Annotated in this window: 15 protein-coding genes and 1 pseudogene; 7 read left to right on the top strand and 9 right to left on the bottom strand. The window is 70.7% G+C overall.

Annotation, left to right across the window (positions count from 1 at the left end; all coding sequences use genetic code 11):
- Positions 1 to 201: 201 nt before the first annotated feature.
- Complete coding sequence (locus tag Pta02_RS33950; protein WP_203879097.1) at positions 202 to 576, bottom strand: hypothetical protein; 375 nt, start codon at positions 574 to 576, stop codon at positions 202 to 204.
- 96 nt (positions 577 to 672) lie between these two features.
- Between Pta02_RS33950 and Pta02_RS33945 the strand changes: the two genes are divergently transcribed.
- Entirely contained in the window at positions 673 to 1,107 is a 435-nt protein-coding gene (locus Pta02_RS33945; RefSeq protein WP_203879096.1) for a helix-turn-helix transcriptional regulator, read from the top strand.
- Between the two features lie 20 nt (positions 1,108 to 1,127).
- Entirely contained in the window at positions 1,128 to 1,538 is a 411-nt protein-coding gene (locus Pta02_RS33940) for a VOC family protein (protein WP_203879095.1), read from the top strand.
- A gap of 164 nt (positions 1,539 to 1,702) precedes the next feature.
- Here Pta02_RS33940 and Pta02_RS33935 read toward each other — a convergent pair.
- From Pta02_RS33935 to Pta02_RS33920, 4 genes and pseudogenes are all read right to left on the bottom strand, one after another.
- Positions 1,703 to 1,996, bottom strand: a pseudogene (locus Pta02_RS33935) (SAM-dependent methyltransferase); the annotation flags it as partial.
- Positions 1,981 to 2,055 carry an SAM-dependent methyltransferase gene (locus Pta02_RS41600; protein ID WP_239131448.1) on the bottom strand — a complete coding sequence of 25 codons (75 nt, stop codon included), beginning with the start codon at positions 2,053 to 2,055 and terminating at the stop codon, positions 1,981 to 1,983. The pseudogene Pta02_RS33935 and the gene Pta02_RS41600, both read right to left, overlap by 16 nt.
- A 219-nt stretch (positions 2,056 to 2,274) precedes the next feature.
- Positions 2,275 to 3,219: a hypothetical protein gene (locus tag Pta02_RS33925; protein WP_203879093.1), complete on the bottom strand. Its 945-nt coding sequence runs from the start codon at positions 3,217 to 3,219 to the stop codon at positions 2,275 to 2,277.
- Entirely contained in the window at positions 3,216 to 3,668 is a 453-nt protein-coding gene (locus Pta02_RS33920; RefSeq protein ID WP_275423639.1) for an RNA polymerase sigma factor, read from the bottom strand. Before Pta02_RS33920 ends, Pta02_RS33925 begins: the two co-directional genes overlap by 4 nt.
- A gap of 187 nt (positions 3,669 to 3,855) precedes the next feature.
- Here Pta02_RS33920 and Pta02_RS33915 point away from each other — a divergent pair, with 187 nt between their 5' ends.
- Positions 3,856 to 4,323: a hypothetical protein gene (locus tag Pta02_RS33915; protein ID WP_203879091.1), complete on the top strand. Its 468-nt coding sequence runs from the start codon at positions 3,856 to 3,858 to the stop codon at positions 4,321 to 4,323.
- 576 nt (positions 4,324 to 4,899) lie between these two features.
- Here the strand turns inward: Pta02_RS33915 and Pta02_RS33910 are convergent.
- Positions 4,900 to 6,186, bottom strand: coding sequence for an MFS transporter (locus Pta02_RS33910; protein ID WP_203879090.1), 1,287 nt, complete (start codon positions 6,184 to 6,186; stop codon positions 4,900 to 4,902).
- Positions 6,187 to 6,350: 164 nt separating this feature from the next.
- Positions 6,351 to 7,694 carry an MBL fold metallo-hydrolase gene (locus Pta02_RS33905; protein WP_203879089.1) on the bottom strand — a complete coding sequence of 448 codons (1,344 nt, stop codon included), beginning with the start codon at positions 7,692 to 7,694 and terminating at the stop codon, positions 6,351 to 6,353.
- A 58-nt stretch (positions 7,695 to 7,752) separates the two neighbouring features.
- On the opposite strand from Pta02_RS33905, the gene Pta02_RS33900 reads away from it, so the two are divergent.
- Together Pta02_RS33900 and Pta02_RS33895 are read left to right on the top strand one after the other, a co-directional pair.
- Positions 7,753 to 8,409 carry an ArsR/SmtB family transcription factor gene (locus tag Pta02_RS33900; RefSeq protein WP_203879088.1) on the top strand — a complete coding sequence of 219 codons (657 nt, stop codon included), beginning with the start codon at positions 7,753 to 7,755 and terminating at the stop codon, positions 8,407 to 8,409.
- Positions 8,410 to 8,462: 53 nt separating this feature from the next.
- Positions 8,463 to 8,744 (top strand): sulfurtransferase TusA family protein, encoded by a 282-nt coding sequence (locus Pta02_RS33895; RefSeq protein ID WP_239131442.1) that lies wholly within the window; start codon positions 8,463 to 8,465, stop codon positions 8,742 to 8,744.
- On the opposite strand, the gene Pta02_RS33890 is transcribed toward Pta02_RS33895, so the two are convergent.
- The gene (locus tag Pta02_RS33890; protein WP_239131441.1) at positions 8,731 to 8,955 is read right to left on the bottom strand and encodes a hypothetical protein; all 225 of its coding nucleotides are present in this window, start codon (positions 8,953 to 8,955) and stop codon (positions 8,731 to 8,733) included. The two genes, Pta02_RS33895 and Pta02_RS33890, sit on opposite strands and share 14 nt — an antisense overlap.
- A 742-nt stretch (positions 8,956 to 9,697) precedes the next feature.
- On the opposite strand from Pta02_RS33890, the gene Pta02_RS42390 reads away from it, so the two are divergent.
- Entirely contained in the window at positions 9,698 to 10,993 is a 1,296-nt protein-coding gene (locus tag Pta02_RS42390; protein ID WP_203879086.1) for a sensor histidine kinase, read from the top strand.
- A gap of 800 nt (positions 10,994 to 11,793) precedes the next feature.
- Here the strand turns inward: Pta02_RS42390 and Pta02_RS33880 are convergent.
- Positions 11,794 to 12,273: an STAS domain-containing protein gene (locus tag Pta02_RS33880; RefSeq protein WP_203879085.1), complete on the bottom strand. Its 480-nt coding sequence runs from the start codon at positions 12,271 to 12,273 to the stop codon at positions 11,794 to 11,796.
- Positions 12,274 to 12,530: 257 nt separating this feature from the next.
- Between Pta02_RS33880 and Pta02_RS33875 the strand changes: the two genes are divergently transcribed.
- A complete protein-coding gene (locus Pta02_RS33875; RefSeq protein WP_203879084.1) occupies positions 12,531 to 14,180 on the top strand; it encodes an ATP-binding protein in 1,650 nt (549 codons plus the stop codon).
- Positions 14,181 to 14,329: the final 149 nt, after the last annotated feature.

Below are 14,329 nucleotides of genomic sequence, written 5' to 3'. Positions count from 1 at the left end.
AGGCGGTCTGAACGGAGGCGGCCTGAACGGAGGCGGCCAGGACGGATACGGCTCCGCCGCTTTCCTGCGAAGGGAACGGCCGGGAGAGGTCTTCGGGCACAACGGCACGCACCGGCCGGCGCCGGGAAGCCCCGGACGCGGGAGGGCGTTGCCGGTGTCCGCGGCGCGCGTGGCCGCGGAGCCCGGCCGGGAAGGCGTCGGTCAGATCAGCGGAGGGCTGCGCGAACCCGCGATGCGGTGCGCCAGCTGTTGCGGATCGCGGAGCATGTCCGCGTCCGGGCCCGGCGACGGCAGCAGCGCCAGATGCGCGAGCTCGCCATGGCGTTCGCCGCGCATCGGCGGCCACAGCGACAGCACGTGGTGCTCTCGGGCGCCGCCCGCCTGCGGCGGCAGGCTGGACAGGTCGATGTCCCATCCGCCCAGGCTCCACGCCGGACCGGAGGCCGGACCCTGGGCGACGGCCGACCCGCCGCCCACCATGACCGGAGCGCCGGCCAGCACCAGGGACAGCAGGACCAGGCCCATCACGCCGGCGAACGCGATGGACCCTCGTGGTGTTCTCCACGGTCCCGTCATAGGGCCGACCATAGCCCAGAGCATCGCAAAAGGCATGTCAGGCCGTCACCGGCGTGAGCGCGGGGTACGGCGGCGCGGCGTGGGATGATGGCGTCCATGTCCGGCATGCGCGCGCAGGAGCGGCGGTTGCGCGACCTCGCCGCCATCCGCCGCGTCCGTGACCGGATCGACCGCGAGTACGCCAAGCCGTTGAACGTCGAGGCGCTGGCCCGCGGGGCGCACATGTCGGTCGGGCATCTGAGCAGGGAGTTCCGCCGCGTCTACGGCGAGTCGCCGTACTCCTATCTGATGACCCGGCGGATCGAACGGGCGATGACGCTGCTGCGCCGCGGGGACCTCAGCGTCACCGAGGTCTGCTTCGCGGTGGGCTCCTCCTCACTGGGGACGTTCAGCACGAGATTCACCGAGCTGGTCGGCGTGCCGCCGAGCGTCTACCGCCGCGACCACTGGCAGGCGGCGGCGGGCATCCCGCCGTGCCTGGCCAAACAGGTGACCAGACCGGTCAGGAATCAAGAAGCGTCCCCGACGTAGCCGCGCCTAGCGTGAGGGGCATGGACATCACCATTCACTACGCCTTCCTCCCGCACACCGACCCCGAGGCCGCTCTGGCCTTCTACCGCGACATCCTCGGATTCGAGATCCGCAAGGACGTCGGCTACGAGGACATGCGCTGGATCACCGTCGGGCCGGTCGGGCAGCCCGGAACCTCCATCGTGCTGCACCCGCCGGCCGCCGACCCCGGCATCACCGAGGAGGAGCGCCGCACCATCCTGGAGCTGATCGCCAAGGGCACCTACACCGGGATCACCTTGGCCACCGACGACCTCGACGGCCTCTTCAAGCGCCTGGAGGCCGCCGGCGCCGACGTGGTCCAGGAGCCCATCGACCAGGACTACGGAGTGCGTGACTGCGCCTTCCGCGACCCGGCCGGCAACCTCATCCGCATCAACCAGCTCACCTGAGCGGGGCCGCGAAGACTCCGGCGGCCGCCGCTTCGACGATCGCGGCACGCACATCGTCAAGGCCGCCCGGGCCGGTGGGCACCGGCCCGGGCGGCCTGACCGGGGACGTCGAAGCGGCGGGGGTACGATGCCCGCGCGGTACGGCGCGGCGCCCGGCCCCGCTCTCAGGGCTTGCGCCCCATCCCGCCGGCGATGCAGATGCCGCCCAGGCCCAGCGGGCAGGCGACCTCCCGGTCGGGCTTCCACTCGGGCAGGTGCACCACTCCCGGCTCGACCGGTTCCAGGCCGTCGAAGAACCCCACGATCTCGGGAAGGTCCCGGGCCCGTCCGGTGCCCAGCATCGCCAGCAGGACTCCTTCCAGGTCCCGTACCTCCGGGGCGCAGGAGCAGAAGTGGGTCAGCTGGAGATAGCTGCCCGGGGCCAGCCTGGCCCTGTAGGCGTTCACCAGGCCCTCAGGGTCCTCCTCGTCGCCTCCACCGCGAAGTTGTCCTTGCCGCCCAGGAACGCGTCGTACACCCGGGCGATGCTGGGTTTGCCGGTGTCGATCTCCGGGGGGCAGATAATCCGGATCCTGGAGCATGATCTGAAATAGCGCAGAAATAGCGCATAAGATCGATAAATTCACGATTTCCTGCGGTGCCGCTGAGCGGGCGTTTCACCGCAACGGAACGAGGACCGGCAGCGGCGAGCAGCGCCCCTGCGGCCGCCCGCCGCCTGCCCCCTACTGCCCGGCTGCTAGGGCGCTTGCAGGTCGAAGGCGACGTCGGCCACCCGGACCGTCGCGACCCGGGGATCCTCGATGATCTTCCGTAGGCGCCCGATCGGGGACAGCTCGTTGACGTAGGCGTAGGCCTCGCCCTCGGCCGCCGCCTTGCGCAGGCGGGCAAGGTCCAGCCCGAACTGCCGGAGGTTGCGCTCATCGTAATCGCGCAACATCTCCACCCAGCCCCGCAGGCCCTTGAGGGTCTGCGGGGGCGCGTCGCTGCACATCCCCCCTTCGGGCAGATCCACGGGACCGGGTGTCCTGGTCATCTCCCAGGTGATCGGGGTGGCCCGTGGCCGCTTCTCGTAGACCACGGTTTCCGGGCACTCCTCGTACTGCCGGGCGAAGGCGACGAGTTCCGCACTGGTCATCGGCTTGGCGAACTCGACGACCGCCAGGGCTCTCATCGTCTCGGGCAGGCGGGCCAGCACCTTTCGCATCCGGTCCTTGGGGTCGTTGCCCGTCCCGATGTTGTAGAGGGCATAGGTCAGTGAGGTGTCGGTGCCGTGACCGAGCGGCGGCTGCCGTACCCGGCCGAAGAAGTCCTGGGTGATCTCGTCCCTGGTGTCGGCGAAGGCGGTCCCGGCGGCGAAGCCGCCCGAGGCACGCAGCGGGCTGATGCCCACCTCCAGGGACAGCGACAAAGGGGTGACGCTGGTCTCGCCGAGCCGGATCCGGTAGCCGGGGTTGGCGACCTGCAGCGCGGTGCCCAGCACGTCGGACATGCGCTGCTCCCGGTCGCCGCGCCGCTGGATCCATGCCGACCCTGCCGTCGCCAGCAGGCACATCACCAGCAACGCGGCCAGCACCGTCGACGCGGTGCGCATGACGCCCGTCCGTACGGCTCTGCGCGTCCTCTTCGGATCGAAGTCGGGGATCTCGAAGCCGGGTGTGCCGGGGTCGGTCGATTCGCTCATCGCAGGGCTCCGTACATCTCGGCGAAGGCGGCGCGGGCGCGCCAGAGCGCGGTTTTGACTGACGCGGTGGACCGGCCGGTCATCGCGGCCACCTCCACCAGGGAAAACCCCTCGAAGTAGACGAGGACGAGCAGCCGTCGCTGCTGTTCGGGCAACCGCCCGAGCACGTCGTGGACCGCGACGGCGTCGATGGCCAGTTCCGGCGCGCCCAGCTCTTCGGGACTGGGCAGCGGCAGTTCGGTACGGCTGCGCCGCAGGTGGTCCACGAGCACGTTGCGCGCGATGCTGAGGAGCCACGAGGCCGGTGATTCCCCGCGCCAGCCGAGCATGGCCCGGGTGGCCTTGACGAAGGTCTCCTGGGCGAGATCCTCTGCGAGGTGGGGGTCGCGGGTACGGCGCAGGAGATAGCCGCAGACCAAGGGCCAATGCTCCCGGTAGAGCCGCTCGATCCGGGTGCCGATGGTCGCCTCCGGGACAAGGGTGGATTTATCACATCACAGGAGACGGAACTGGGCGGGCATTGGTCACATACCGATGACGCGTCCCGCGTACCGGCAGCTGAGAAGCGCGGTCAGCCCTGTCGACTCACCAGTGATCCGCAAATGTCTTCCAAGCGCTCCAGTCCAGGATGCGCCCATGAGCCGCTCGCGCCGTACCCGGACAGCCCGCAGAAAGCCGCTCGCCCCCGCCGTCCGGCTGGCGCTCGACGAGAGCGCCGCGACCGGAACCGTGACCGTCCTGGAGTGCGAGTATCGCAAGTACGCCAACAGCTCGAAGAGCCGGCGGTACTGCGAGGGGGACTTCGTCTACGACACCACCGGTGAGACGGTGCGGGTCCGTGCCCACGGACGGGCCGATCCCGGCGACGTCTACGACGCCCGGATCACTCCGGAGCGGGACGAGGCCGGGCTGCGGGGGGTCAAGGGTGTGCTGGCCCCGCTGACGACCGCGTTCTTCGGTCTGATTCTGCTGGGTGCGACGCTGATGGGCCTGGTGTTCTTCTCCTCGCTGGACAGGTGGTGGCCGTTCATGTCCGCCGCCGGTACGGTGGCCGCGGCAGGAGTGGCGGGCGTGGTCGCCGGCATGATCGCGTCCAATACGTGACGGCTCCGCAGCCGCGTGCCGCATCGGCGCATGGCGGGGGCGTCGCCGCCCGGACCGTTCAGTGATCCACAAGCCGTTCGCCAGCACCGTTTCCCAGCCTCGTCCCAGGTCTGGTTCCGCAGTGCGCTGGCGGCCGGTGAGGTCGACCGGGTCAGCTATCGGATAGCCGATCACACCGGTGAACTGGCGTCCCTGGTGTGGTCGGAGTCACCGCTGATCTGGCACGAGGTCAGGGGCCGAATCGCCGATGCCGAGGGGGCGTACACGGCGGTGCGGCTGCGGGCCGATGCGCGCCGCGAGTCCGTCCGGCCGTCCGTGGTGCGAAGCCCCGCGTATGGGCAGGTCGTGGGCAACGGCATCCTGCCTGACTGGCCCTTCGCGTTTCTGGGCGGCTCCGGTCTGTGGTGGGTCGCCGCCGCCTGGGCGGTCACCTTCGTCATCATGCTGGCCTCCCCGCCGCGGCTGCCTGTACTCGATCGTGCTGGGCTTCGTCTCGGTGCTCGCGGCCTGGGCGGTGGGTCAGATCTTCCAAATGGTCCTGGGCTGAGGTCGCGCCGTCGGCCAGGCTGGGACGGCTCATCGAATCTTCTCCGGGTGGGTCTCGGTCATGCGTGCCGCCACCACCGCTCCCGAGGCCGCTGTCAGCGCGGCGACCGTCCAGACGGCCGCCTCCAGGCTCCACAGGTCGGCCACGGTCCCGGCCAGCAGTGCGCCGAGGGCGAAGCCGCCGTCGCGCCACAGCCGGTAGACGCCGACCGCGCGGGCCCGCCAGGCCGGGTGGGCGACATCGCCGACGACCGCCAGCAGAGTGGGATAGACCAGCGCGGTTCCGGCGCCGAGCAGCACCTGCGCCGCCGCCCACGCCGGGAAACCCTCGCCCAGCGCCACCAGCGCGATGGCGGCGGCCTGGACGAGCATCCCGGTGGTGATCAGGTGCTTGCGGCCGACGTGGTCGGACCACCAGCCGGTGACCGTCTGTCCCAGCCCCCAGATGGCCGGATACAGCGCACCCAGCACGCCGATCTGCGCGACGCTCAAGCCGCGGGTGGCGAAGATGACCGGGAAGATGCCCCAGGCCAGGGCGTCGTTGAGGTTGTTGACCATCCCGGCCTGACTGGCCGCCGACAGCGAGCGATCACTGATGCTGGTGCGCCAGACGATCTGCCGCGTGGACAGCTCGGCGTGGTGGTGGCCTCCTGTCGGGCGGGCGGCGGCCTCGGCCCGGGCGTGCCCGCGGGTCTCGCGTACGACCAGGGTCGACAGGCCCAGGCCGAGGGCGGCGTAGGCGGCGCCCAGTAGGAACGGCGCCGGACGCAGCCCGTAGACCTCGGCCAGATAGCCGGTGGCCAGGGCGGTGGCGGCGACCGCGAGGTAACCGGCGGCCTCGTTGAGGCCCATGGCCAGGCCGCGCCGCTCCGGCCCGGCCAGGTCGATCTTCATGATGACGGTGGTCGACCAGGTCAGCCCCTGGGAGATGCCCAGCAGCACGTTGGCGGCGATGATCCAGGCCCAGGACGGGCCCCAGGCCGGCATCGCCGGGACGGGCAGTGCGATCAGCCATCCGGCCACCAGCACGGGTTTGCGGCCGAAAGCGTCCGAGAGCGTGCCGGCGAAGAAGTTCGTGATCGCCTTGGTGGCGCCGAAAGCCAGGATGTAGGTCAGCGCCGCGGTGTGGGCCGACAGGCCGAAGGCGCTCTCGGCCAGCAGCGGCAGGGTGATGCGTTCTTGGCCGAGCATGCCGCCGACCAGGGCGTTGACCGCCACCAGCAGGACGAACTGGGGAAGGTTGGCGGCCAGGCCCAGCCGGATACCCGCCGGGCCGGGGGAGGGTGCCGGAGTGGAGGCCGGGACAGGGGCGCTCATGCCGTACGGCCCGGCCGGATACCCGCCGGAGTGGAGGCGGGACAGGAGGCGGGGGCGCTCATGCCGTACGGCCCAGCCGGACGCTCATCGGAGCGGAGGCCGGGACGCTCATGCCGTACCGCGCCTCAAGCCCGGCCGGGCTGTCATGGCCGGAATGAAGGTGCTCACGCCGTACCGTCCACGAGTGCGCGCCCGGTGGCCTCGGCCCAGTCGTCCGGACCGCCCTCCAGCACCCGCAGGTCGCGGTGGCCGGTGCCCGCCAGCAGGCTGGCGGCGGTCATGGCGCGCTCGCCGTGCCCGCACATCACCAGCGTCGGCCCGCCCGGCACGTCGGCGGCCCGGGCCGGCAGGTCACCGAGCTCGATGTGCGCCGCGCCGGGGACGTGCCCGGCGGCGTACTCGGCGTCCTGGCGCACGTCCAGCACGCGCGCGCCCTCCAGCCGGTCGGCGCCGACCAGGTCGATGCTCTGCGTCGGGCCGTCCCAAGCGCTCATGCCGCCGCTCAGCTCCCCGGCGCACGCCTCATAGCCGATTTTGGCGGCCTGCCAGGCGACCTCCGCGGCGTCCTGACCGGCCTCGCGGACGATGACGTACGGCGTGGCCGGATCGAGCAGCCAGCCCAGCCAGGAGGCGAACTGCCCGCGCAGCCGGATGGAGATCGCGCCGGGGATATGCGCGGCGGCGAAGGCGCGCACCGGCCGTACGTCGATGATGACTGCGCCGTCGGCCCGCAGGGAACGCACCGCGCCGGCGTCCAGTCCCGCGACCCCGGGCTCGCCGGTCATGATGGCCGGACCGCGCCGGTTGGCCTCGGGCAGGGTCGAGAAGTACGGCGGGAAGCTGCCCAGGCTGCCCAGCAGCTCGGCGACGAACGTTTTTTCGTCGGGCGCCCGCAGCAGCGCGTTGGCGGCCTTCTCGGCGCCGATGGTGGAGGTGCGCTTTTCGCCGGGCGGGGCCGAGCAGAACGAGCCCGCCCCGTGGGTGGGCCACAGCGCGGTCTCCTCCGGCAGCTCCGCCAGGCGCCGCAGCGAGCGGTACTGGGCGCGGGCCAGCGTCTCGGTGTGCTCGGCTCCCGACAGGTCGGTACGGGCGGCCGAGCCGACGATCAAGGATCCGCCGGAGAAGACGCCGACCGGAGCGGCGCCGTCCAGCAGCACGAAGGCCAGGTGCTCGCCGGTATGCCCGGGGGTGGCCAGGGCCCGCAGGGTCAGGCCGCCCAGATCGACCTCGTCGCCGTCGGCCAGAGGAGTGTGGTCGAAGGCCCGCTTTCCGGCGGCCGAGGCCAGCACCCGTGCCCGATCGTCGGCGGCCAGCTGGAGGGCGCCGGACAGGAAGTCGGCGTGCAGGTGGGTCTCGGCGGCGAAGGCCACCCTCAGTCCGTGCTTTTCCGTCTGCGCCCGCAGAGCGCGCAGATCCCGGCTCGCGTCCACCGCCAACGCTCGACCGTCACCGAGATCGACCAGGTAGGAGCTGTTGCCCAGCCCTTCGTCCACAATCGGGATGATCATGTTGTGTCCTCCGCCCTCACCTTCTACACTATTCCAGAAATATTTGGAGGAACGTCAAATGGGTGACGCAGCCGCCAAGACGGCGTTGTTCGAGGCCTTCGCCTCGGTCGGAAAAGCGCTGGCCAACGGCAAGCGACTGGAGCTGGTGGATCTGCTGGCGCAGGGCGAGCGCTCGGTCGAGGCCCTCGCGATCGTGGCCGGACTCGGCCTGACCACCGCCTCCAACCACCTGCAGGTGCTGCGCCAGGCCGGGCTGGTGGCCACCCGCAAGGAAGGCACCAAGGTCTTCTACCGGCTGGCCGGCACCGATGTGGCCGCGCTGTGGGCCCAGCTGCGCCGGGTCGCCGCCGCGCACCTGGCCGAGACCGGGCGGGCCCGCGCCGCCTACCTGGGTGCCGACGACACCGAGCAGGTCACCCGGGAAGAGCTGCTGGCCCGCATCCGGGCCGGAGACGTCACCGTGCTCGATGTGCGCCCGGCCGCCGAGTACGCCGCCGGCCACATCCCCGGCGCCGTGTCGATCCCGCTGGAGCAGCTCGCCGACCGCCTGGCCGATCTGCCCGATACCGGGCAGATCGTGGCCTACTGCCGGGGCGCCTACTGCGTTATGGCGCACGAGGCGGTGCGGGAGCTGACCGCCCGCGGCCGCCGTGCGGCGCGCCTGGCCGAGGGCATGCTGGAGTGGCGCCTGGCTGACCTGCCGGTAGCCGTATGAGCGCAGCTGCCGCCTGCGAGCCGACGGTCCTGGACGGTGGTGATCGACGCTGCGTGCAGCTGCTGATCGAACTGCGCCGTCTGACTGAAGCACTTGCTCCCGAGACCATGGTGCATCTGATCACGACCGATCCGGCCGCCCCAATCGACCTGCCCGCCTGGTGCCACCTGACCGGCCATGCCTATCTCGGCGCACTGCCCGACACCGGGCGCCCGACCTACGCGTTGCGTGTGCAGGCCACCGCCCGGGCGACGCAGGCCGATTCGCCGTGGCGCCTCAGCGACCGGCGAGGGGCACGGCCGGGCCCTGACGATCTGCCGGTCAGGTCCAGGTGAGCCGTTCTTCCAGCAGCACCTGCTGAGCGGGATTGGCCGTCAGCTCCGATGCCCGCACGTCGGCCCGCCGGGCCTCGGCCCGGCGCCCGAGATCCTGCAGCTGGTAGGGCCCCGGCCGCCGGCAGACGCGAGCGGTACGCGTCAGCAGCGCGATGGCCTCCTCGATCGCCGCCCGGTCCCACCGGGCGCGGTCCTGCTCAGCCAGCAGCACCAGGCGGCCAGGGCCTGGTTGACGGTGGCCGGGGCCACTCCGGAGCTGAGCAGGTGGCGGCGCCAGGCGGCCAGCGCGCCCTCGGCTGCGGCCTCGGGCCCGGCGGTCGGGTCGGTGGCGGGCCGGATCGGCACCACCGCAGCGCCGGCGGTCGCGGCTCCAGTGCGGCCTCGGGCGCCCATGGTCGGCCGTCTCCTTCTTATCCGGGGAGTAACAGAACGAGCAGTCGGGATCTCCTAGAGCTGATCTTGAAAGCGGGCGGCCGGTGGAGTGGCCCGGCCAGGCAACGCAGGGTGTTCAGCGCGATGCGTTTTTCGATGGGTTGTAGTCGGCTCGTTACACGCAGCGTGCAACAAAGATCGACGAGCGGCAGTTGAGCCTCCTGCGACGCATCAACGAGGGGAGCATCACCTCGCGAGAAGCCTCCATCGCCACCACTGTCGATGCCCTGGCCAATCGTAGTCCGATCAAGTTTGTGTCGTCCCGGCCCAGGTCTCATGAGCCGGCGTGGCGGGCCCCGATTGGGCATTCCTGGCCCGGTGTGCCGGCAACGTGATCGTCATCGGCGGTCAGACGGACATCACGGGATCAAACGCCCTCTACCATGCGGCCTGGTCGGAAAACCGCCGATACGACCGGTGACTGTCAGCTGAAGACGGGTACCCCTTGAGTAGTCACTGCTGCGTGTGTGACATGGGTGGCCTGGTCATAACCGGACGGGGAGAGTGACGGGGGCGGGGATGTGAACGACGAGCCGTTGCTGCCACGGATGCGAACCAACGAGCTGCTGACCGAGCTGCAAGAGCGCCTGCAGGTGCTGGCTGCGGCTCAAGAGCGCATCCATACCCTGCTGGAGGCCGTGATCGCGATCGGCGGCGAGCTGGATCTGGAAAGCGCGCTGCGGCGCGTCATCATTGCGGCCACCCGGCTGGTCGATGCCCGCTACGGGGCCTTGGGGGTGATCGGTGAAGGCGGCACGCTCAAGCGGTTCATCCCGGTGGGCATGACCGAGCAGCAGATCGCGATCGTCGACCACTGGCCCTACGGGGAAGGGCTGCTCGGCCTGCTGGTGCGCAAACCCCAAACCCTGCGCCTGGCGAACCTGGCCGACCATCCGGCCTCCTATGGCTTTCCCGAAGGGCATCCGCCGATGCGCAGTTTTTTGGGGGTGCCGATCCGGGTGCGCGAGAAGGTGTTCGGCAACCTGTATCTGACCGAGAAGGTGGGCGGCGGGCCGTTCGAGGAAGAAGACGAGATCATCGTCACCGCGCTGGCCACCGCCGCGGGCGTGGCCATCGCCAACGCGCGGCTGTATGAGCAAAGCCGGCGGCGCGAGGCCGAGCTGCACGTGTTCGCCGGCATCGTCGCCCATGACCTCAAACGCCCGCTCAGCGTGATAGGCGGCTTCACCGAGATCGCCCTGCACAGCCTCGCCGACCAGCATGTCCGGCAAGAGGACCTGGGTCATCTGCAGCGGGTGCTGACCGTCACCGAGCAGACCAACCAGCTGATCGACGACCTGCTCACCTACGCCAGCGCCCGCGACGCCGCATTGACTCTCCTGGATATCGACACCGCTCACCTGGTGCGTCAGATCGTCGACGATCACCTGGCCGGGATCGAGGAGGCCGGTGCGGTGCCGCAGGTCTACATCGGCACGCTGCCGCCGGTGCGCGGCAACCCTCCCTTGCTGCGTCAGCTGTTCAACAACCTGATCGGCAATGCGATCAAGTACACGCCGGCCGGTCAGGCCGCCCGCATCGACATCACCGGCGGGCTCACCGGCGACGGATGGGTACGCCTGAGCGTCGCCGACCGCGGCATCGGCATCCCGACGGGCGAACATGAGGCCATCTTCACCGGCTTCCACCGCGCCGCCGGGGCTGCCGACGCCTACAGCGGCACCGGCCTGGGGCTGGCCATCTGCCAGCGGGTCGTCGAGCGCCATGGCGGCACCATCACCGCCGGCGACAATCCCGGCGGCGGCGCCCGCTTCGTCTTCACCCTGCCCGCCGCACCGGACGACTCCGGCACCTGACCACCGGGCCTGCCTGTCTTCCGTCATTCTCAACAGGATGTGCGGCATCATGTGCCTACAACTGCACTTGCCCTCATGGCCACCCACCGGCCTTCCGCAAGACCAGCGCTTGGTGCATGCCGCCGAGCAGGCGTGCGCTCGCGCTCCGGGAGACGGATCACCGGGTGCTGGGTCGACAGCCCGCGATGCACGTCCGATAAGCCGGGTTTCCAGATCGTCGTGAACGGGGATTCCGAGCCCCTCGCCAATCGTAGAGACGCTCACGTGTTACCGGTCGCCAAAGACCTTGGGAGGAGAGAACCCGCATGGCTGACTTCATGAGGCAGGGACGGGGCCGCGGTTCTCGCCGGCGCAGCCGCCTGAAGTCGCTGCATCCTTGCGATCCACTGCGCCCGTTCCTTGGCGGAGCGCGCCCGTTCCCTGGCCTGCCGGGCACGTACGCGAGCACTCTGTTCGCGGACCCCGGCGCGCTGTGCCCGCGCCTGAGCCTCCTGTGCGCGTCCACCTGGTTCCGCAGTGGGACCGGGGAGATGATTGAGCATTTCACCGGCTTGCCACTAATAATTGAGCGAATAATTAAAGTGACACAAAATACCCTTAAGGCACTATCATCCTGATGTAGCAACTTACCCGAGGAAACGACCGGCTGCTTTCCCGCGCGACGAAAGACGAAGACCCGAGACGCCGGGCGGTCAGAGGCCGGTGTGCCTGCGCGTAGCAACCCCCAAAGACCCGGGACCGAGGTCCTCCGCGCCCGCACGCCGGATCACCACCTCACGGGACGTGCCCGCCTGCGGAATCTACCGGCTCAACCCGCATCCCCGGCCCGGGCTGGGGTCGCACGGTGAGAAGGCGGCGGCCGGGGCGGTATCCGGCCCCGCCGCAGCCGCACCCCGGGAATCAGCGCGCTGGTCGGCGGCCGCCTGCAGCGCGGCAGTGACGTCGGGATGGCAGGCGAAGGCCGCCTTCAGGCCGGTGGTGGCCAGCAGCCGGGCCAACCGGCCGCCGACGCCCGCCAGCAGCAGCCGGCTGTCGCGCTCCCGGCTGCGCCGCAGCGCCCGGATCGGCACCGTCAAGCCGGTGGAGTCGCAAAAGGTCAGTCCACTGACATCCACGATGAGCACGGCGACCTCGGGCAGTGCCCAGATGCGCTCCAGCTGCTCGGTCAGCACCGGGCCGGTGGCCAGGTCGAGTTCACCGACGGCGCGCACGATGATCGCATCGTCGTGCAGGCCGGCCGAGGCGGTGAGGGCCGGAGGCCGGCCGGAGGGCAGGGGCATGGTCAGGCTCCTCGGGCCCGCGGGATCCAGGGCGGGTGAAGGGGGGCGTGCCACGTACGCGCAATATGTGACACACCCGCGCTGGGGCTCTTGCGGGTTGTTTTCTCCGCTGGGGGGAATCATCCCGGCCCCCGATCGTGCCGGTACGTGATCGATCGGATACTGAAACGGTAGATTCGGCAGGTAGCGGTCGCGCCGGTGCACCGCTGCCGATGGCCAAGCAGGGGGGACGGGCGGTGGCCGACACCCGGCGGGAGATGGCGCTGATCGCGCTGATCGATGATGTCACCGCGCTGGCCGCTGCCACCGATGACCTGCCGGAGGCCTGCCGGGCCGCGTTGAGTGCGGTGTGTGAGGTGACCGGCTGGCCGCTGGGGCATCTGGGGGTGCCGGCCGCCGACGGGCAGGCGTTCGTCTCGGCGGGGGTGTGGGCCGGGCCGATCGAGGACTTCCCGGCGTTGCGCCAGATCGCCGATGCCACCCGGTTCGCGCCCGGCACCGGCATCATCGGCCAGGTCGCGGCCAGCGGCCAGCCGGTCTGGTCGCGCGATCTGACCGACGACCCGGTGGTGGCGGCTCTGCTGGGCGGCCGTGACCCGGGCGTGCGGGCGGCCTTCGCTTTTCCGGTCATCGCGGTCGAGGGGGTGGCGGCGGTGCTGCAGTTCTTCTCCCCGCAGATCATCGCCCGGGATGAGCCGCTGCTGCGGGTGATGACGGCCATCGGCTACCAGCTGGGCCGGGTGGCTGATCGCCGCACGGTCCGCACCGCCACCGCGGCCGGTCACGACCGGCTGCGGCAGATCATCGACGCCTCGGTGGAGGCCTTCGTCTCCACTGATGCGGCCGGGCACATCACCGAGTGGAATGCGGCCGCGACGCGCATGTTCGGCCGCTCGCGCACCCAGGTGCTGGGCCGGCTGGTGCATGAGGCCATCGTGCCCGAGCGCTATCGCGGTGCCGATGCCGCCGGCCGGACCCGGTTTCTGGCCACCGGGCGCTCCAATGTGCTGGGCCGCCGGTTGGAGCTGGCCGGAGCCCGACCCGACGGCAGTGAGTTCCCCATCGAGATCGTGGTGTGGGCCACCCGCGAGGCCGGGGTGTGGGCCTTTCACGCCTTCATCCACGACATCACCGAGCGCCGCCGCGCCGAGGCCGCGCTGCGCCAGGCCTATGCGGCCGAACAGGCCACCGTGGCCCGGCTCAAAGAACTGGATGCGGCCAAGGACACCTTCATCGCCACCATCTCCCATGAGCTGCGCACCCCGCTGACCACCCTGGCCGGCTACCTGGAGATCTTCGCCGATGCCGATGCGGGCGCCTTCGATCCCGGCCAGGCCCGGATGCTTCAGGCGATGACGCGTAATGCGGCCCGGCTGCAGAACCTGGTCGAGGATCTGCTGGCGGTCAGCACCCTGGCCGCCGGTGAGCCGGTCGTCAACGCCGCGGCGGTGCCGGTGGAGCAGGTGATGAGCGAGGCGGTGCGCGCCGCCAGCGCCCAGGCCCGCAGCAGCGGCCACCGCATCGAGGTGAGCGTCGATGCCGATGCGCAGATCATCAGCGCCGATTATGACCTGCTGGTGCGGGCGATCGGCGCGTTGTTGTCCAACGCGGTCAAGTACTCCCCCATCGACACCCCGATCATCGTGCACGCCTTTCCGGTCGGCGGGCAGGTCGCGATCGCCGTCACCGACCACGGCGTCGGCATCGCCGCTGAGGAACTGCCGCACGTCTTCGAGCGCTTCTACCGCACCGCTTATGCCTACGACAACGCCATCCAGGGCGTCGGGCTGGGACTGTGGCTGGTCAAGGCGATCGCCGAGGCCCACGGCGGCACCGCCACCGCCGTCAGCACCCTTGGTGAGGGCTCCACCTTCACCGTGCGTCTCCCCAGTGCCGCTGACCGCTGAAGTGCCGACACCCGCACCGGCGTCGGCCGTGGTGTGGCCGCTGCGACGCGCGATCACATCCCGCGATCGCGCGGGCCGGATGATCGGCCCGCCCGCCGGAGGGTACGGCCTGGCCGCGCGTGCGCGGGGCTTGAGCCCGGTCTCGGTTG

The organism is Paraplanobispora takensis, assembly GCF_016863195.1.
GTDB classification, from domain to species: domain Bacteria; phylum Actinomycetota; class Actinomycetes; order Streptosporangiales; family Streptosporangiaceae; genus Planobispora; species Planobispora takensis.
This window is presented reverse-complemented; position numbering and strand designations above follow the sequence as displayed.

What these genes read in the sequence shown, in the direction of transcription:
- Pta02_RS33950 (WP_203879097.1), bottom strand. Translation starts at nt 576, where the DNA reads ATGACGGGACCGTGGAGAACACCACGAGGGTCCATCGCGTTCGCCGGC.
- Pta02_RS33945 (WP_203879096.1), top strand. Translation starts at nt 673, where the DNA reads ATGTCCGGCATGCGCGCGCAGGAGCGGCGGTTGCGCGACCTCGCCGCC.
- Pta02_RS33940 (WP_203879095.1), top strand. Translation starts at nt 1,128, where the DNA reads ATGGACATCACCATTCACTACGCCTTCCTCCCGCACACCGACCCCGAG.
- Pta02_RS33925 (WP_203879093.1), bottom strand. Translation starts at nt 3,219, where the DNA reads ATGAGCGAATCGACCGACCCCGGCACACCCGGCTTCGAGATCCCCGAC.
- Pta02_RS33915 (WP_203879091.1), top strand. Translation starts at nt 3,856, where the DNA reads ATGAGCCGCTCGCGCCGTACCCGGACAGCCCGCAGAAAGCCGCTCGCC.
- Pta02_RS33910 (WP_203879090.1), bottom strand. Translation starts at nt 6,186, where the DNA reads ATGAGCGCCCCTGTCCCGGCCTCCACTCCGGCACCCTCCCCCGGCCCG.
- Pta02_RS33905 (WP_203879089.1), bottom strand. Translation starts at nt 7,694, where the DNA reads ATGATCATCCCGATTGTGGACGAAGGGCTGGGCAACAGCTCCTACCTG.
- Pta02_RS33900 (WP_203879088.1), top strand. Translation starts at nt 7,753, where the DNA reads ATGGGTGACGCAGCCGCCAAGACGGCGTTGTTCGAGGCCTTCGCCTCG.
- Pta02_RS33880 (WP_203879085.1), bottom strand. Translation starts at nt 12,273, where the DNA reads ATGCCCCTGCCCTCCGGCCGGCCTCCGGCCCTCACCGCCTCGGCCGGC.
- Pta02_RS33875 (WP_203879084.1), top strand. Translation starts at nt 12,531, where the DNA reads ATGGCGCTGATCGCGCTGATCGATGATGTCACCGCGCTGGCCGCTGCC.